Source organism: Sinomonas notoginsengisoli (assembly GCF_021554725.1).
Classification (GTDB): domain Bacteria; phylum Actinomycetota; class Actinomycetes; order Actinomycetales; family Micrococcaceae; genus Sinomonas; species Sinomonas notoginsengisoli.
Genome location: NZ_JAIZDP010000001.1, coordinates 484,734 through 501,075, shown reverse-complemented (window position 1 = coordinate 501,075; position 16,342 = coordinate 484,734). Strand labels below are relative to the sequence as shown.

The window sequence follows — 16,342 nt, the reverse complement described above, 5'->3', positions numbered from 1 at the left end:
GATTTAACGCCATGGCGGAATTCATCTACACCATGACCAAGGCCCGCAAAGCGGTAGGCGACAAGGTCATCCTCGACGATGTGAGCATGTCGTTCTTCCCCGGCGCCAAGATCGGTGTCGTAGGTCCGAACGGTGCTGGCAAGTCGACCATCCTCAAGATCATGGCAGGGCTCGACACCCCGTCGAATGGCGAGGCGCGGCTTTCGCCGGGCTACTCGGTCGGCATCCTCCAGCAGGAGCCCCCGCTCAATGAGGAGAAGACCGTCCTCGGTAACGTCCAGGAGGGTGTCGGCGAGATCTATGCCAAGATCCAGAGGTTCAACCAGATCTCGGAGGAGATGGCGAACCCCGACGCCGACTATGACTCGCTGCTCGAGGAGATGGGCAAGCTCCAGGAAGCCATAGACGCCGCGGACGCGTGGGATCTCGACTCGCAGCTCGAGCAGGCCATGGACGCCCTGCGGTGCCCGCCGCCGGATGCAGACGTCAAGGTCCTCTCTGGTGGCGAGCGGCGCCGCGTTGCACTGTGCAAGCTCCTCCTCCAGAAGCCTGATCTCCTGCTCCTTGACGAGCCGACCAACCATCTCGATGCAGAGAGCGTCCTCTGGCTCGAGCAGCACCTCTCCGCGTACCCCGGCGCGGTGCTGGCTGTGACCCACGATCGCTATTTCCTCGACCACGTCGCCGAGTGGATCTGTGAAGTGGACCGCGGGCGTCTGTACCCGTACGAGGGCAACTACTCGACGTATCTCGAGAAGAAGCGTGCGCGCCTCGAAGTCCAGGGCAAGAAGGACGCCAAGATGGCCAAGCGCCTCTCCGAGGAGCTCGACTGGGTCCGCTCGAACGCCAAGGGCCGCCAGACCAAGTCCAAGGCCCGCCTCGCCCGCTACGAGGAGATGGCGGCCGAGGCCGAGCGCACGCGCAAGCTCGACTTCGAGGAGATCCAAATCCCGCCGGGCCCCCGCCTCGGCCAGCTCGTCATCGAGGCCAAGGGTCTTAAGAAGGGCTTCGGCGACCGCGTCTTGATCGACGGGCTCTCCTTCTCGCTCCCGCGCAACGGCATTGTCGGCGTGATCGGCCCGAACGGCGTCGGCAAGACGACTCTGTTCAAGACCCTCGTGGGCCTCGAACCGCTCGATGGCGGCGACCTCAGGATCGGTGACTCGGTCAGGATCTCCTACGTGGACCAGTCCCGCGGCGGCATCGACCCCAACAAGACTCTCTGGGAGGTCGTCTCGGACGGGCTCGACCACATCCAGGTCGGCCAGGTCGAAATGCCCTCGCGCGCCTACGTCTCGGCGTTCGGCTTCAAAGGCCCGGACCAGCAGAAGAAGGCCGGCGTCCTCTCGGGCGGCGAGCGCAACCGCCTCAACCTCGCCCTGACGCTCAAGCAGGGCGGCAACCTCCTGCTCCTCGACGAGCCGACCAACGACCTGGATGTCGAGACGCTCTCAAGCCTCGAGAACGCGCTGCTCGAGTTCCCGGGCTGTGCTGTCGTCGTCTCCCACGACCGGTGGTTCCTGGACCGGGTCGCGACCCACATCCTCGCCTACGAGGGCACCGATGAGGACGAGGCCAACTGGTACTGGTTCGAGGGCAACTTCGAATCCTACGAGGAGAACAAGGTCGAGCGCCTCGGCGCCGACGCGGCGAAGCCCCACCGCGTGACGCACCGCAAGCTCAGGCGCGACTGACCGCCGAGAGCGGCGCATGCTCCTGCGGAGGAGACGTAAGGCCGGTCCCATCTCGGGGCCGGCCTTACGTCTCAGTCGGCGCCGCTCAGGCAGGGCCCTCCAGGTACGGAATGCGGATCATGCCCTCCTGGGCCACACTGGCGACGTGCGCTCCGTGGCGGTTGAAGATTTTCCCCGCACCCAGTCCCCGCGCCCCCTGCGCGCTGGGGGACTCCTGGACGTACAGAAGCCACTCGTCCACCCGAGCGGGCCGGTGCCACCACATCGCATGGTCGAGGCTCGCTACGCTCATGCCCGGCGTGATCCACGAGAGCCCGTGGCGTCGCAGCACCGGCTCGAGCAGCGTGTAGTCGCTCGCGAAGGCGAGGGCAGCCCGGTGGAGGGTGTCGTCGTCGGGCATCGGACCGAACGTCTTCATCCAGACTGCGTTGCGCGCAACCTGCGGGCCCGCCGGGGACACGTAGATGGCCGGGTCGACATGGCGGACGTCGAAAGGACGGTCATAGGCCCAATACTGGGCAACGGGATGGTCGATCGAGCCGAGGAGGTCCGCGGTGCTGGGGAGTGACTCAGGGTCCGGGATTCCCTCGGGCATGGTCGACTGGTGCTCGATCCCCTCCGCATCGACCTGGAAGGACGCGATCATCGACAGGATCGGGGTGCCGTCCTGGTAGGCGTGGACCTGACGCGCCGAGAAGGACCGCCCGTCCCGTAGGCGTTCGACGCCGAAGGTTATCGACTTGTCGGCGTCCCCCGGTCGGAGGAAGTACGCGTGGATCGAGTGGACCGGACGGCCCTCGGCAACCGTGCGGGATGCCGCGATGAGACTCTGGGCGAGCACCTGACCGCCGAAGACCCGGTGCCGTGGCTGGCGCTCGCTGGGACCGACAAAGACGTCCTTGTCGGTGCGGGCGCCGCCGAGATCGTCGAGGTCGAGGAGCGTCAGGAGGGTTCCGGTGGGCCCCGGGGGGCGGACGGGTGAAGTCATGGCACTGACACTAGGCGCCCGATTCCGCCCCGGCCAGCATGACCCGCGAGGTGACGGGCGCACGAGGGTGGGAGGATGGACGTATGCCCTCAGCCTACCGATTTCGCCTCCAGCTGCGCTTCGGCGACGTTGACTCGTACGGCCATGTCAACAACGTCCGGTTCCTTCAGTTCCTTGAGGATGCGCGTGTGCACTGGTTCCGTGAGCCCCTCAGGACGGGCCCCGGCACTCTTGCCGAACTGGTGACGCCGGCGAACTTCACCCTGGTGGGCAGACACGAGATCGAGTACCTCGCGCCGCTGCCATACCGACGGGATCCGGTCACCGTGGACCTGTGGGTCACACGGGTCGGCGGGTCGAGCTTTGACTTGGGCTACGTCGTGACTGACCCACTCGAGGGTCTCGTCTGTGCCAACTGCTCGACCTCTATGGTTCTCGTGAGCCGGGAGACCGGCCGCCCCGTTCGGCTTCCGGACGCAATGCGCGCCGAGTTCGCCGAGTTCGCCGGTCCCGACATCCCGTTTAGGCGCCGGCCGCCGCTCCCTGCAGGGAGCGTGCATCCATGAGAGCGCCCGGAGCGGACACCGTGCTCGACCTCGGGGATCCGCGGGCAGTCGCCGATCTGCGCTTGTTCCTCTCCCGGGCACGCGCCGTTGACGACGGCGCGGTGCGCCTACAAGGGGTGGGGTCCGTGCTTGCTGCCTATGTGTGCGTCCTGGGGGCCCGCGTCATCGGTGAGGCGACTCCAACAGTCCTGGGCCTTCGCACCATGTCCCTCGCCCGTCCGGCCACGGTGGATACGACTGTTTCCATGTCTTCCGTCTTCGATCGCCTCGCCCGCCTCGGTGAGACGGGGACGGCACTCGAAGTTCCGCCGACGCAGATGCGCCAATCCTGGGCCGCGGTGAGCCCCCCACGCGGGCCGTGGGAGCCCGATGGCGAGGTCGCGGGCGACGCCGTCGTTTCTGCTGCGGCGGCTGGCATCGCCGAGGTCGCTGCGGCCATACCTGAGCAGCCGGGCGCGGCAATGGTCCAGAGTGTGCGTGCCGCGGTCTGGAGCACCGATATGCAGTCGAGCCCGGGGCTTCCGAGAGGCGCCGCCTTCGCGGCCCAGGTCCTCGGATTTGCTGTGCCCGGGGAGTTCCTGTACCGCTTCGCATGTGGCCCGTGGCTGCGGCTCTCGTCCAGCCGAGGGCATGTACTGTGCCGGCGGCCAGCGGTCCTCACCCGACACTAGCTGCCCCAGGGTCGCGCCGTCCTCAGTCCTCGAAGCTGTTCACGAGGGAGTGCGCGGCCCTGTCGAGGTAGTCCCACAGCGTGGCTTCGTACACCGGAGGAAGGCTCAAGGCGTCGACGCCAGCGCGCATGTGGTGCAGCCACCGGTCACGGGCCTCGGGATTCACCTTGAACGGCACGTGCCGCATCCGCAGGCGGGGGTGACCCCGCTCAACGCTGTACGTTCCCGGTCCTCCCCAGTACTGCTCGAGGAACATTGTGAGCCGACGGCGCGCGGGGCCGAGGTCCTCCTCCGGGTACATCGGCCGGAGGACTGGGTCCTCGGCCACCCCCTCGTAGAAGATGTCGACAAGCTTCACGAACGTCTCGTGGCCGCCCACGAGGTCGTAGAAGCTCTCCGTCTTCTGGGGCTGTGCCGTTGCGTCACTCACGGGAATGCTGACCTCCGTTGCTGTCCTGGGCCGTGCTGCCCGCACCATTGTCCTCCGGGGCACCCTCAGCCGGGCCACCCTCAGCCGGGGACGCCGCCGGGACGTACGTGCCCTGTGACCGGTTCCCCACGCGGAGGATCTCCCCATTGCGGAGGTACCAGATCGTTCCGTCCTCCGCCCGGACCCTTGTGGTCCGCAGACCCACGGATTCCACGATTCCCGAGACCTCTCCGGCACCGGTCTCGATGAAGTCGCCGATTCCGTACTGGTCCTCGAGCGTGATGAAGATCCCGGCCAGGAAGTCTCGGATGAGCTGCTGGGCGCCGAAGCCAATGGCAACGCCGAGGATCCCAACGCTGGTGAGGATCGGCGCGAGGTCCACGCCGAGGGCCTTGAGCACGTACAGGCCAACGAGGGTGGTGATCACGACCGCGACCACTGAATTCAGGAGCGAACCTATGGTTCGGGCTCGTTGGGCCCTCCGCTCGGAGTCCAGCGCGCGCAGCGCTGGCGCGGCCCACTTGAAGATCCGGTTCTCGGCGAGGCCGGTACCTCTGAGGATCCTCCGGACGACCTGCCGGATCAGGAACGTGGCGACGAGCCACACAATGAGTCCAACCCCGACCGCGATGGCGATCTGGAGAAACCGACCGTTGAACGTGCTCACCGCGGCATCAAGCTGCGCGGACGTGATCCGGACCGGGACCGGGGTATCGGTCGAGGGTGTCGGCGAAGGCGACGGGGTCGCGCTTGCGACCGGTGCGTGCGGGGACAGGGCGAAGGGCACTGTCAGAGGCCTCCTTGTCTGGGGGACGGTGGCCCTTCAACCCTAACGTCACGTGACGAGCGGAGATGGCTCAGGGCTGCTCTGGAGTGTGAAGAACCGGGAAGTTCACCGAGCGCGCAATGAAGCATGCCTCATGGGCGTTGTCGTGCAGCCGGTCAGCGAGCTCGCGCTGGGTCTCGTCGGCGAGCTCCACCCGGGGGTGGAGGATCACCTCGGTGAACTCGCCGCTCGTCCCGTGGGTGCGCATCGTCCCGGTTGCCGCGTCGGTGTATGCGGTGACGACCACTCCATGCCGGGCCGCTTCGAAAAGGTAGGAGAGCATGTGGCACTGCGCCAGGGCGGCCAGGAGGAGCTGCTCGGGGTTGTACCGGTCAGGAGTTCCCCGGAACGAGGGGTCGGCGGTGCCGGGCAGCACTGGGAGTCCCGGCAGCGCGACCTCATGCTCTCTCCCGAAGTCGCGCACGCCGGAAGTCCCCGTGCCGCGGTTGCCCGTCCAGATGACGCTCACGCTGTAGTGGTGCTCACCGATTGCCATGCCCGGACCCTATCTGTCCGCCGCCTGTGCGCGAAGGGCCCTCGCCACTCCATCGCGGTTCTCGAGCATCATGCGGCGGAGGGCGGCCTGGTCGTCGCCGAGGGCGGCGAGGAACGCGTCCGTCCGCTCGAGGGTCTCCTGCGTTGTCTGCCGAGCGGGGTAGAGCCCGACGACGATCTGCTGGGCCAGCGCGTGGGTACGCGCCGCCACGATGCCGGGGACGGCCTCGAAGTACTTCTCAGAGTAAGGGACGAGAAGTGCGGGGTCATGCACCCGTACGAATCCGTTGACTGCGGCCTGCTGGATGGCGTTCGAGAGGTTCCCCCGCTCCACGATGGACTCCCAGGCCGTGGCCTTGGCTTCCGGGGTGGGCAAGGCGGCCGTTGAAAGCGCGGCAGCACACTGCCCGGTCGAGGTGTTGTCCTCCAAGAGCTCCTCATCGATGCGAACGGTGCCGATCCGGCCGCCCGCGGCCAGAGAAGCCACAAGCTCCCACCGCAGGTCCTGGTCCACGTCGAGTCCCGGCACGCTCAGCGAACCCTCGAGCAGACCGGCGATGGAGTCGAGGTGGGCGCCGGTGGCCGCGAGCGCGGAGAACGATCTGACGAACTGGAGCTGTGAGTCAGACCCCGGCGCGGCCGCGCAGGCCAGCTTCCACAGCCTTTCTGCCGCCGCGCGCTTCGCCTCGGCCTGAGCGCCCGGGGACACGTAGAAGTCGAGTGTGGTCGCGAGCTGGCGCAGGAGAGTCTGGACCACTGAGGCATCCGACTCCGCCGCGATGTTGGACAGGACGAGGTCAACGTAGGCGCGGGCCGGAGTCTCTCCATCGCGTGCGCCCTCCCACGCGGAGCCCCAGACGAGGGCACGGGGGAGGCTCTCTGCGATGTCCTTGAGCCCCGCGGTGGCGGTCTCGAGGGAGGCCGGGTCGAGCCGGACCTTGGCGTACGCGAGATCGTCGTCGTTGAGGAGCACGAGCGCAGGGCGGACGATTCCGGCGAGCGCGGGAACGTCGGTGCGCTCCCCGTCCACGTCGAGCTCGGTGCGATGTGTCCGCACAAGCGAGCCGGAGGCATCCCGATCGTAGAAGCCGATCGCGAGGCGGTGCGGGCGGAGTGTGGGGTAGTCGGGGACGGCGCTCTGGCGCACGGCGAAGCGGAGGATCCGGCCGGCGTCGTCCGTCTCGATCTCTGGCGCGAGGGTATTGACACCTGCGGTCTCGAGCCACGAGTTGCCCCAGGGGGCGAGGTCGCGGCCGCTTGCCGCCTCGAGCTCCTTCATGAGGTCGGCGAGCACCGTATTGCCCCATGCGTGCTTGGCGAAGTACTGCCGAACACCCTCCATGAAGTGCTCCTGGCCCACCCAGGCCACAAGCTGCTTGAGCACTGAGGCGCCTTTCGCGTAGGTGATGCCGTCGAAATTGACCTCCACGTCGGCGAGGTCAGTGATGTCCGCGAAGATCGGGTGCGTCGTGGGCAGCTGGTCCTGACGATAGGCCCAGGACTTCTCGACCGAGGCGAAGGTGGTCCAGGCGTGGCGGAAGTCCGTGCCCTCCGCAGCTGCGAGGTGGGACATGAACTCGGCGAACGATTCATTGAGCCACAGGTCATCCCACCAGCGCATGGTCACGAGGTCTCCGAACCACATGTGCGCGAGCTCGTGCAGGACGGTGATGGCCCGGCGCTCCACAGTCGCCTGTGTGGGCTTGGAACGGAACACGTAGCTTTCAAGGATCGTCACTGCGCCTGCGTTCTCCATGGCGCCCGCATTGAACTCCGGGACGAAGAGCTGGTCGTACTTCTCGAATGGGTACTCGCAGCCGAATTCGCGCTCATAGAAGGCGAACCCAGCCTTGGTGAGCGAGAAGATCTTCTCCGCATCGAGGTACTGGACGAGGGACTTGCGCGCGAAGATCCCGAGTGGGACCGTGCGTCCGGCAGCATTCACGAGGGAGTCCGAAACGCTCTGGTACGGGCCCGCGACGAGGGCAGTGATATAGCTCGAAATCCGCGGCGTGGGCGCGAATTCCCACACAGACCGCCCGGCCTCGCCCTCGAACGGAGCCGGCTGCGGCGTGGGAGAGTTCGAGACCACATCCCAGTGTGATGGCGCGATGACCGTGAAGCGGAACGATGCCTTGAGGTCGGGCTGCTCGAAGACGGCGAACACGCGGCGCGCGTCGGGCACCTCGAACTGCGTGTAGAGGTACACCTCCCCGTCGACCGGGTCGACGAACCGATGGAGGCCCTCACCCGTGTTCATGTAGAGCGCGTCCGCATCGACGACGAGCTCGTTGTCGACGGCGAGGTCGGGCAGCTGGATGCGCACGCCGTCGCTGGCCCGCGCCGTGTCGAGGGCGACTCCGTTGAGTGTCACGGAGCGGACGGTGTCGGTGATGGCGTCGATGAACGACGACGCGCCCTCCACTGCAGTGAACCTCACCGTGGTCCGGGAGCCGAAGACGCGCTCGCCCCGGGTGAGGTCGAGCTGGACATGGTAGCTCTCGACGCGTCGGATAGCCTCGGCCCTCTCGGTGGCTTCCGAGCGGGTGAGATTCGTCCCTGGCATATGCCCTCCAAACTTGTGCGCCGCGATGCAGTCCGCGTGGCGCGGATCACTTTTGAAATTATTGTTTCATGGTGGCCGTGTTTCAAGCCATCGTCCCGCGTCGGGGAACTGTGACATCACTGTGCAGTAGCGTTGAACTCATGGCGGGCGCTACCGAGAAGACCTGGGACAGGAAGGCGCTCCGGTTCGCCATCGGCTACCCTCTGCTGCTGGCCGTCGGGTTCGGGCTGGCGTCGCTGACCTTCCGTGAACGGGTTCCCCGTCCGATGGCATGGATGTGGAATGCCGACGGCGGGCGTGCCTTCGTCCCTTATGCAGGCTACATTCTCATCGGCGCAGCGCTCGTGGCGGTGGTCGGTGCGCTCCTGTGCCTCCAGGCGGCCCTGCTCAAGCGCCCCCCGATCTCGCGGAAGATCTTCATGGCCGGCGGTGTCGGCATGTCGATGTTCCTGACCACTGTGCTTGCCTCCGGGCTCGTCGGACAGGACGGGGTGGCGGACGCGAGGGACTCCCACCCGGATCCGATTGTCCTGGCCATGGGGTCCGGGGCAACCGTGGCGTTCGCGGTCGTGATGCTCTTCGCGTTCAAGCCGGACGAGCAGTGGAGTCCGCGCGACCAGGAAGCACTCCTCGACGTGCTCGATCCGGAGCGCGCCGCCGCGACCTTCACCTATTGGGCACACGCCCGCTCGTCAGTGTTCGTGATGCTGGGCATCATCGGGATATCGGTCTCGCTGCTTCTCCTGGTCGTCTCACCGTGGATCTCGCTCGTGCTCACGCTTGCGGCCGTAGTGGCGGCCGGCTCCCTGGTGGCACGCGTGAGCGTAAGCCCCGAGGCGGTGGGCGTCTTCCTCGCCGGTATTCTCCCGGTGCTGAGGTTCGAACCCGCCCACGTGCTCCGCGCCGAATTCGAGATCGTCGCGGCCCGCAATTTCGGCGGGTGGGGATACCGCAGGAAGGACCGTACCGTCTCGGTCCTCGTCGCGAGCGGCGAGGCGGTCGACGTGATTCTCGACGACGGGCGCCAGGCAACGTTCTCCGGTCGGGACGGCGACACCGGGCGGCGGGTCGTCGCCGTGCTCCGCGCGGCCTCCGGCGCGTAGGCTGGGAGCCCACGCTTCCCGCTACGAGTGCGGGGTACGAGAGAGAGGAACGCCGTGCCGAAGCCGCGCGTCCACATTGCCACAGACCACGCCGGCATGGAGCTGTCCGCCCATCTCGTGACACACCTCCGCGGCCAGGGATTCGAGGTCGTGGACCACGGCCCCGCCGAGTACGACCCGCTGGACGACTATCCCTCCTTCTGCATCAAGGCCGCTCGCGCCGTCGTTGCCGACCAGGAGGCAGGCACGCTCGCGCTCGGCATCGTCCTGGGCGGATCGGGCAACGGCGAGCAGATTGCAGCGAACAAGGTCCGCGGCGTGCGCGCGGCACTCGCGTGGAATCTGGACACGGCGCGTCTGGCCCGCGAGCACAATGATGCCAACGTCGTTGCCGTCGGCGGCCGCCAGCACAGCGTGGACGAGGCCACACGGCTCATCGATGCGTTCCTTGCGGAGCCATTCAGCCACGATGAGCGCCACGTGCGCCGGATCGGCAAGATCTCCACCTACGAGACGACCGGCGAAGTCGTCGAGTAGCGCGGGCCCAACATGCCCGAGGGCCACTCCATTCACCGGCTCGCCCGCCAGTTCTCCGACGTCTTTGCAGGGGAGCGCCTCGCCGTCTCGAGCCCGCAGGGCCGTTTCGCGGACGGCGCGGCTCTCCTTGACGGTCGCATCCTCGCCGCGGCATCGGCTCATGGCAAGCAGCTCTTCCTGGACTTCGAAGGCGGGCTGGTCCTGCGTGTCCACCTCGGCCTGTACGGCGCCTGGGATTTCGGTGGGGATGAGACCTTCCGCGGCGCCTCGAGCATCGGCGCTCCCCGCCGGGTGGGGGAGCGGGAACTCGCGTACGACGCCGCGGAACACCTCAGCAGGGGAGGTGTACCCGCCAGCCCTCCGCCGCCGATCGGGGCGGTCCGGGCGAGGCTCGTGTCCGCCCACGGCTGGGCCGACCTGCGCGGCGCGAGCACCTGCACTGTCGAAACCGAGGCCGAGGCGCGTAGCGTCCGCTCACGGCTTGGGCCGGACCCGCTGGCCCGCCATGGGTATGCCGAACAGGCCGAAGCGGACGGAGAGGAGTTCGCGCGGCGGATCGCGCGCCGCCGGACGCCTGTGGCACGGCTGGTCATGGAGCAGGAGGTGGTGGCGGGGATCGGCAACGTCTACCGGGCCGAGCTGCTGTTCCGTGCGCGGATCGACCCCGCAACGCCGGGTTGTGCCCTGGGTTCAGGCCGTGCCCGCCGACTGTGGGCGGACGCGGTCGCTGCGATGTCGCAGGGCGATCGTGACGGCCGGATAGTGACCACCGAGCCGGCGCTGTGGCCGGGCGGTCCGTACCAGCTGCCTGGGCCCGAGGGAGCGCACTACGTGTACCGGCGTCAGGGAATGGACTGCCGCATATGCGGCACCGCCGTCAGGGTCGCAGACGAAGCAGGCAGGAAGCTGTACTGGTGCCCGGAGTGCCAGCGAAGTGACAACCGGTAGGTAGAATTTGACACCCCGGCTCCGGTTCGCTTTAGTTGGAAGGCCCCGGGGGCGTAGCTCAATGGTAGAGCGCCAGTCTTCCAAACTGGATACGCGGGTTCGATTCCCGTCGCCCCCTCACCGACGTGGGCCCCTCCGCCGGCGGAGGGGCCCACTTCTGCGCAGGGGCGATGTGCATTGGCTTGTCGCCGCACGGTATCGTGGTCTGTGCACTAGACCGGGGTGTAGCTCAGCTTGGCTAGAGCGCCTGCTTTGGGAGCAGGAAGTCGCAGGTTCAAATCCTGTCACCCCGACAGTCGCCTCCTGAGGCATTCGCCCAGAGCGGCACCCATTATCCGACCATCCAGGAGAGCCACGCTGTGAAGAGCGCTGCCGAGAACCTCAGCCCCACGCGGGTCAAGCTCAACGTCGAGGTGACCCTTGACGAGCTGAAGCCGAACATCGACGCCGCCTACAAGTCGGTTGCCGAGCAGATCCAAGTCCCGGGCTTCCGGAAGGGCAAGGTTCCGTCCCGTCTCATCGACCAGCGCGTGGGCCGTGGCTACGTGCTCGAGACCGCGATCAACGAGGGCCTGAACGACTGGTACCAGCAGGCCGTCGCCGAGACCGGGATCAGTCCGCTCTCGCGCCCCGAGGTCGAGATCTCCGAGGTCCCTGACCCTGCCGCAACCGAGGGCGAGCTCAAGTTCTCCGTCGAGGTCGATGTCCGTCCCGAGATTGAGCTGCCCGACTACGAGGGCCTCACCGTTGACGTCGCCGCGGCCGAGGCCGGGGACGACGACGTGCAGGCCGCGCTCGATGAGCTCCGCGGTCGCTTCGGCACACTCAAGCCGGTTGACCGCCCCGCCGCGGCGGATGACTTCCTCACGATCGACCTCACCGCGAAGGTTGACGACGAGGAGGTCGACTCGGCGTCCGGGCTGTCCTACCAGGTGGGGTCAGGCACGATGCTCGAGGGCCTCGACGAAGCCGTGACCGGGCTCTCCGCGGGCGAGGAGACGGTCTTCACCACAAAGCTCGCCGGCGGTGAGCACGCGGGCGAGGACGCTACGGTGACGGTCAAGGTCACGGCCGTGAAGGAGCGGGAGCTCCCCGAGGCGGACGACGACTTCGCGCAGCTCGCCTCCGAGTTCGACACGATCGACGAGCTCCGCGAGGACCTCGCCAAGCAGGCTGCGCAGTCGAAGGTCGTCGCCCAGGGCGTCGAGGCCCGCGACAAGGTCCTCGACAAGCTCGTCGAGCTCATCGACGTGCCTGTCCCGGAGGGCGTTGTCACCGAGCAGGTCGAGGCGCACTTCAACCCGGCAAACGGCGGCCACGCGGCGGAGGACGACCACGACACCGAGGAGCACCGCGCCGAGGTCAAGGCCAACACCGAGCGTGCCTTCAAGAACGAGGTCATCCTCGATGCCATCGCCGACAAGGAGGAGATTGGCGTCTCCCAGTCGGAGCTCATCGAGTACTTGGTGACCACCGCGAGCCAGTACGGCATGGACCCGAACCAGTTCGCGCAGATCATGGACCAGTCGGGCCAGGTGCCGATGATGGTGGGCGAGGTCCGCCGCCGCAAGGCACTCGCCGTCGTGCTCGGCAAGGCCGAGGTCAAGGACTCCGAGGGCAATGGCGTTGACCTCAGCGAGTTCGTCCGTCCCCTCGAGGACGAGGCCGGCGATGCCGAGAGCACTGAGTCGGCCGATGTCGTCCCGAGCGACGACCCAGCCGCCGCGAAGTTCTGACCGGCCCCGATCCGGGTCTGCAGAGGCCGCCGTCCATGCCCTCCAGGGCGCGGACGGCGGCCTTCGCGCTCTCCTGCGGCCGCGGCGTCATGCGCTTGAAGCGAACAGTGCGCTGGGGCGGAACAAAGCGCGGCGGAAAGCGGCTAGTGTCCCTGTAGAAGCAACCAGCCTCAGCGCATCAGAACGAGAGGTAATCGCACCATGCACCAGCAGCAGGAGAAGACGCCGAGTATGGCCGCGCCGCCCGAGGGGAACGGCCACGACTTCATCTACCAGCGGCTCCTCAAGGAGCGCATCATCTGGCTCGGCTCGGAAGTCCGCGACGACAACGCGAACACCATCTGCTCCCAGCTCCTCCTCCTCTCCGCCGAGGATCCTGAGAAGGACATTTACCTCTACATCAACTCGCCCGGAGGATCGGTCACCGCCGGAATGGCGATCTACGACACGATGCAGTTCATCCCGAACGACGTCGTCACGGTCGCGACGGGCCTCGCCGCCTCGATGGGGCAGTTCTTGCTCTCCTCGGGGACCAAGGGCAAGCGGTACGCGACCCCGCACGCGCGCATCCTCATGCACCAGCCCTCGGGCGGGATCGGTGGGACGGCCTCCGACATCAAGATCCAGGCAGAGCTCATCCTGCACATGAAGCGGGTCATGGCTGAGTTGACCGCCGATCAGACGGGTCAGACGATCGAACAGATCCTCAAGGACAACGACCGTGACAAGTGGTTCACGGCGCAGGAAGCCCTTGAATACGGCTTCTTCGACAAGATCGCCGAGCGGGCTGGCCACGTCGCCGGCGGCGGCGGGACAGACAAGTAAGAGACGCCCGGAACACCTTAGGAGCAACAATGAACGTCAGCATGGGCGTCAACCCCGCAGACCTCCCGTCGAGCCGCTACGTCCTCCCACAGTTCGAGGAGCGCACACCATACGGCTTCAAGCGGCAGGACCCGTACACCAAGCTCTTCGAGGACCGCATCATCTTCATGGGCGTTCAGGTCGATGACGCGTCGGCCGATGACGTCATGGCGCAGCTGCTCGTCCTCGAGGCGAACGACCCGGACCGCGACATCACGATGTACATCAACTCTCCCGGCGGCTCATTCACGGCCATGACGGCCATCTACGACACGATGCAGTTCATCCGCCCGGAGATCCAGACGGTGTGCCTCGGCATGGCCGCTTCCGCTGCGGCGGTGATCCTCGCGGCGGGCACCCCGGGCAAGCGTCTGGCTCTGCCCAACTCGACCGTTATGATCCACCAGCCGTCCCTGTCCGGCGGGTCCGGCGGCCAGGCCACGGACCTCGAGATCCAGGCACGTGAGGTCCTTCGGATGCGTGAATGGCTAGAGCGCACGTGGGCCAAGCACACGAACAAGACCCCCGAGCAGATCAGTGCCGACATTGAGCGCGATCTCTTCCTGACGGCGTCCGAGGCCAAGGAGTACGGCCTGGTCGACGAGGTCCTCGAATCGCGGAAGATCCGGCCGAGCGCCATCGCTCGCTGACGCCGAGGCGCCACGACCCGCGGCAGATGAGCGCCGGGGCCCGGGGTTCCGGGCACCGGCGCTGGGGTCCGCGGGCCATGTGAGCGTGTCGCGTCCGAGGTAACTGTCGGCCCAGTGGCCTACAGTGGGATGGTCAAAGGCTTCCTCGACGAAGGGAAACGACGAATGGCGCGCATTGGCGAGAGCGCAGACCTGCTGAAGTGCTCCTTCTGTGGAAAGAGCCAGAAGCAGGTCCGGAAACTCATTGCGGGCCCGGGCGTGTACATCTGCGACGAGTGCATCGAGCTGTGCAACGAGATCATCGAAGAGGAGCTTGCCGAGGTCTCGGACCTTGGTTCGTTCGAGCTTCCGAAACCCCGCGAGATCTTCGACTTCCTCCAGGAGTACGTGATCGGGCAGGAACCGGCCAAGCGTGCCCTCGCGGTGGCGGTGTACAACCACTACAAGCGCATCCAGTCCGGCCACGCCACCAAGGGCGGGTCCCTCGCTGAGGCGCACGACGACGTCGAGATCGCGAAGTCCAACATCCTTCTGATCGGCCCGACGGGGTGCGGCAAGACCTACCTCGCGCAGACTCTGGCCCGCCGGCTCAACGTCCCGTTCGCGGTCGCCGACGCGACGGCCTTGACGGAAGCGGGCTATGTCGGCGAGGACGTCGAGAACATCCTCCTGAAGCTCATCCAGGCCGCAGACTATGACGTGAAAAAGGCCGAGCAGGGAATCATATACATCGATGAGATCGACAAGATCTCGCGGAAGAGCGAGAACCCGTCGATTACCCGCGACGTCTCGGGCGAGGGTGTGCAGCAGGCACTCCTGAAGATCCTCGAGGGCACGGTTGCCTCGGTGCCGCCCCAGGGCGGACGGAAGCACCCGCACCAGGAGTTCATCCAGATCGACACGACTAACGTGCTGTTCATCGTGGCCGGCGCGTTCGCCGGGCTAGAGGACATCATCGGGCAGCGCGCAGGGAAGAAGGGGATCGGCTTCGGTGCTCCCCTGAGCTCGCTGACGCGCAAGGAGAGCACGTACGCCGACGTCATGCCGGAAGACCTGCTCAAGTTCGGTCTCATTCCGGAGTTCATCGGGCGTCTTCCTGTCATCACCACAGTCGAGAACCTCGACCGGGCGGCGCTCATGCAGATCCTGACTGTGCCGAAGAACGCGCTCGTGCGGCAGTACGAGAAGATGTTCCAGCTCGACGGCGTCGAGCTGCACTTCGACGACGGCGCTCTTGAAGCCATCGCGGACCTCGCGCTCGAGCGGGGGACCGGGGCCCGGGGCCTTCGGGCGATCATGGAAGAGGTCCTGCTCCCGGTGATGTTCGACCTGCCGAGCCGGGATGACATCGCGAGCGTAATCATCAACCGTGGTGCAGTCCTGGGCGTTGAGGAGCCAGCACTCATCCCGCACAGTGTTGTGGCGAAGCGCCGCAACAAATCGGCCTGACCGACTCCGAGGAAGTGAGACATGCAGAAGGAGAAAGCCGACTTCTGGTTCGACCCCGCGTGCCCCTTCGCCTGGGCCACCTCACGGTGGATCGGCGAGGTCGAGCAGGTCCGCGACATCGAGACCGTCTGGCACGTCATGAGCCTCTCCGTCCTCAATGAGGGGCGTGAGCTCGAGCATGACTACCAGCGGGCCATGGACGAGAACTGGGGTCCTGTGCGGGTGATCATCGCCGCAAGCGAGATCCACGGGCCGGAGCACATCAAACCGCTCTACGACGCGATGGGCACGCTCATCCACGTCGAGAAGGTGAAAGACCGGTCTGAGGTGATCCGCCGGGCGCTCGACGAGGTTGGTCTCCCGGCGGACCTCGCCACGTACGAGGACTCGGACGAGTACGATCCCCAGCTCCGCGCGAGCCACAAGGCGGGGATCGAGCAGGTGGGCCAGGACGTCGGCACGCCCATCGTCGCGTTCAACGGGACAGCCTTCTTCGGACCGGTCATCACGCGGGTCCCGCGCGGTGAGGAGGCTGGAAAGCTGTGGGATGCCGCCGTGCGACTGGCCTCGTTCCCGCACTTCTTCGAGCTCAAGCGGACGCGGACGGAGCGTCCCTCCGCAGACTGACGGCACGGGCCGAACTACGATCCTGTAGTTCGGGCAACCCCCTTGAATGGCGGTGTGTCCGAGGCCACAATTGGAGTACCTCATCCGCGAGGACGAGGACGTGGAAACCGAAGGTCCAGTGACAGTTGAGAATCGGCGCAGCCTCAGGCAAAGCCGACGACTGGCCGTCAGTGACGAGACGGCAAGACCTGA

At 66.7% G+C, this 16,342-nt stretch carries 16 protein-coding genes and 2 tRNA genes; 13 read left to right on the top strand and 5 right to left on the bottom strand.

Annotation, left to right across the window (positions count from 1 at the left end):
* Positions 1 to 11 precede the first annotated feature (11 nt).
* Complete coding sequence (ettA, locus tag LF262_RS02255) at positions 12 to 1,694, top strand: energy-dependent translational throttle protein EttA (RefSeq protein WP_235778650.1); 1,683 nt, start codon at positions 12 to 14, stop codon at positions 1,692 to 1,694.
* 85 nt (positions 1,695 to 1,779) lie between these two features.
* Here ettA and LF262_RS02250 read toward each other — a convergent pair whose 3' ends face one another.
* Positions 1,780 to 2,682, bottom strand: coding sequence for an acyl-CoA thioesterase (locus LF262_RS02250; protein WP_235778649.1), 903 nt, complete (start codon positions 2,680 to 2,682; stop codon positions 1,780 to 1,782).
* An 83-nt stretch (positions 2,683 to 2,765) separates the two neighbouring features.
* Here LF262_RS02250 and LF262_RS02245 point away from each other — a divergent pair, with 83 nt between their 5' ends.
* Positions 2,766 to 3,248, top strand: coding sequence for an acyl-CoA thioesterase (locus LF262_RS02245; protein WP_235778648.1), 483 nt, complete (start codon positions 2,766 to 2,768; stop codon positions 3,246 to 3,248).
* Entirely contained in the window at positions 3,245 to 3,919 is a 675-nt protein-coding gene (locus tag LF262_RS02240; RefSeq protein ID WP_235778647.1) for a DUF8185 domain-containing protein, read from the top strand. Before LF262_RS02245 ends, LF262_RS02240 begins: the two co-directional genes overlap by 4 nt.
* A gap of 22 nt (positions 3,920 to 3,941) precedes the next feature.
* Here LF262_RS02240 and LF262_RS02235 read toward each other — a convergent pair whose 3' ends face one another.
* From LF262_RS02235 to pepN, 4 genes are all read right to left on the bottom strand, one after another.
* Complete coding sequence (locus LF262_RS02235) at positions 3,942 to 4,349, bottom strand: globin (RefSeq protein WP_235778646.1); 408 nt, start codon at positions 4,347 to 4,349, stop codon at positions 3,942 to 3,944.
* Positions 4,342 to 5,016 carry a mechanosensitive ion channel family protein gene (locus tag LF262_RS02230; RefSeq protein WP_235779266.1) on the bottom strand — a complete coding sequence of 225 codons (675 nt, stop codon included), beginning with the start codon at positions 5,014 to 5,016 and terminating at the stop codon, positions 4,342 to 4,344. Before LF262_RS02230 ends, LF262_RS02235 begins: the two co-directional genes overlap by 8 nt.
* 190 nt (positions 5,017 to 5,206) lie before the next feature.
* The gene (locus LF262_RS02225) at positions 5,207 to 5,671 is read right to left on the bottom strand and encodes an OsmC family protein (protein ID WP_235778645.1); all 465 of its coding nucleotides are present in this window, start codon (positions 5,669 to 5,671) and stop codon (positions 5,207 to 5,209) included.
* Positions 5,672 to 5,680: 9 nt separating this feature from the next.
* Positions 5,681 to 8,236, bottom strand: a complete 2,556-nt coding sequence (pepN, locus tag LF262_RS02220) for an aminopeptidase N (protein WP_235778644.1) — start codon at positions 8,234 to 8,236, stop codon at positions 5,681 to 5,683.
* Between the two features lie 140 nt (positions 8,237 to 8,376).
* Between pepN and LF262_RS02215 the strand changes: the two genes are divergently transcribed.
* The 10 genes from LF262_RS02215 to LF262_RS02170 all read left to right on the top strand — a co-directional run bounded on the left by LF262_RS02215 (position 8,377) and on the right by LF262_RS02170 (position 16,150).
* Positions 8,377 to 9,339, top strand: coding sequence for a hypothetical protein (locus LF262_RS02215; RefSeq protein ID WP_235778643.1), 963 nt, complete (start codon positions 8,377 to 8,379; stop codon positions 9,337 to 9,339).
* Between the two features lie 54 nt (positions 9,340 to 9,393).
* Positions 9,394 to 9,876 carry a ribose-5-phosphate isomerase gene (locus tag LF262_RS02210; RefSeq protein WP_308190478.1) on the top strand — a complete coding sequence of 161 codons (483 nt, stop codon included), beginning with the start codon at positions 9,394 to 9,396 and terminating at the stop codon, positions 9,874 to 9,876.
* 12 nt (positions 9,877 to 9,888) lie between these two features.
* Positions 9,889 to 10,824, top strand: coding sequence for an Fpg/Nei family DNA glycosylase (locus tag LF262_RS02205; protein ID WP_235778642.1), 936 nt, complete (start codon positions 9,889 to 9,891; stop codon positions 10,822 to 10,824).
* A gap of 47 nt (positions 10,825 to 10,871) precedes the next feature.
* A tRNA-Gly gene (locus tag LF262_RS02200) sits at positions 10,872 to 10,942 on the top strand.
* 100 nt (positions 10,943 to 11,042) lie between these two features.
* Positions 11,043 to 11,117: transfer RNA gene (locus LF262_RS02195), tRNA-Pro, on the top strand.
* 66 nt (positions 11,118 to 11,183) lie between these two features.
* Entirely contained in the window at positions 11,184 to 12,560 is a 1,377-nt protein-coding gene (gene tig / locus LF262_RS02190; protein WP_235778641.1) for a trigger factor, read from the top strand.
* 201 nt (positions 12,561 to 12,761) lie between these two features.
* A complete protein-coding gene (locus LF262_RS02185; RefSeq protein ID WP_372462707.1) occupies positions 12,762 to 13,385 on the top strand; it encodes an ATP-dependent Clp protease proteolytic subunit in 624 nt (207 codons plus the stop codon).
* Positions 13,386 to 13,414: 29 nt separating this feature from the next.
* Positions 13,415 to 14,074 carry an ATP-dependent Clp protease proteolytic subunit gene (locus LF262_RS02180; protein WP_235778640.1) on the top strand — a complete coding sequence of 220 codons (660 nt, stop codon included), beginning with the start codon at positions 13,415 to 13,417 and terminating at the stop codon, positions 14,072 to 14,074.
* 165 nt (positions 14,075 to 14,239) lie between these two features.
* Positions 14,240 to 15,523: an ATP-dependent Clp protease ATP-binding subunit ClpX gene (gene clpX / locus LF262_RS02175; protein ID WP_235778639.1), complete on the top strand. Its 1,284-nt coding sequence runs from the start codon at positions 14,240 to 14,242 to the stop codon at positions 15,521 to 15,523.
* 21 nt (positions 15,524 to 15,544) lie between these two features.
* Positions 15,545 to 16,150 carry a mycothiol-dependent nitroreductase Rv2466c family protein gene (locus LF262_RS02170; RefSeq protein ID WP_235778638.1) on the top strand — a complete coding sequence of 202 codons (606 nt, stop codon included), beginning with the start codon at positions 15,545 to 15,547 and terminating at the stop codon, positions 16,148 to 16,150.
* The last annotated feature ends 192 nt before the right edge of the window (positions 16,151 to 16,342 follow it).

Bases quoted from the DNA above. Each gene is read 5' to 3' on its own strand.
- ettA (WP_235778650.1), top strand. From the start codon at position 12: ATGGCGGAATTCATCTACACCATGACCAAGGCCCGCAAAGCGGTAGGC.
- LF262_RS02250 (WP_235778649.1), bottom strand. From the start codon at position 2,682: ATGACTTCACCCGTCCGCCCCCCGGGGCCCACCGGAACCCTCCTGACG.
- LF262_RS02245 (WP_235778648.1), top strand. From the start codon at position 2,766: ATGCCCTCAGCCTACCGATTTCGCCTCCAGCTGCGCTTCGGCGACGTT.
- LF262_RS02240 (WP_235778647.1), top strand. From the start codon at position 3,245: ATGAGAGCGCCCGGAGCGGACACCGTGCTCGACCTCGGGGATCCGCGG.
- LF262_RS02225 (WP_235778645.1), bottom strand. From the start codon at position 5,671: ATGGCAATCGGTGAGCACCACTACAGCGTGAGCGTCATCTGGACGGGC.
- pepN (WP_235778644.1), bottom strand. From the start codon at position 8,236: ATGCCAGGGACGAATCTCACCCGCTCGGAAGCCACCGAGAGGGCCGAG.
- LF262_RS02215 (WP_235778643.1), top strand. From the start codon at position 8,377: ATGGCGGGCGCTACCGAGAAGACCTGGGACAGGAAGGCGCTCCGGTTC.
- LF262_RS02205 (WP_235778642.1), top strand. From the start codon at position 9,889: ATGCCCGAGGGCCACTCCATTCACCGGCTCGCCCGCCAGTTCTCCGAC.
- LF262_RS02185 (WP_372462707.1), top strand. From the start codon at position 12,762: ATGCACCAGCAGCAGGAGAAGACGCCGAGTATGGCCGCGCCGCCCGAG.
- LF262_RS02180 (WP_235778640.1), top strand. From the start codon at position 13,415: ATGAACGTCAGCATGGGCGTCAACCCCGCAGACCTCCCGTCGAGCCGC.
- clpX (WP_235778639.1), top strand. From the start codon at position 14,240: ATGGCGCGCATTGGCGAGAGCGCAGACCTGCTGAAGTGCTCCTTCTGT.
- LF262_RS02170 (WP_235778638.1), top strand. From the start codon at position 15,545: ATGCAGAAGGAGAAAGCCGACTTCTGGTTCGACCCCGCGTGCCCCTTC.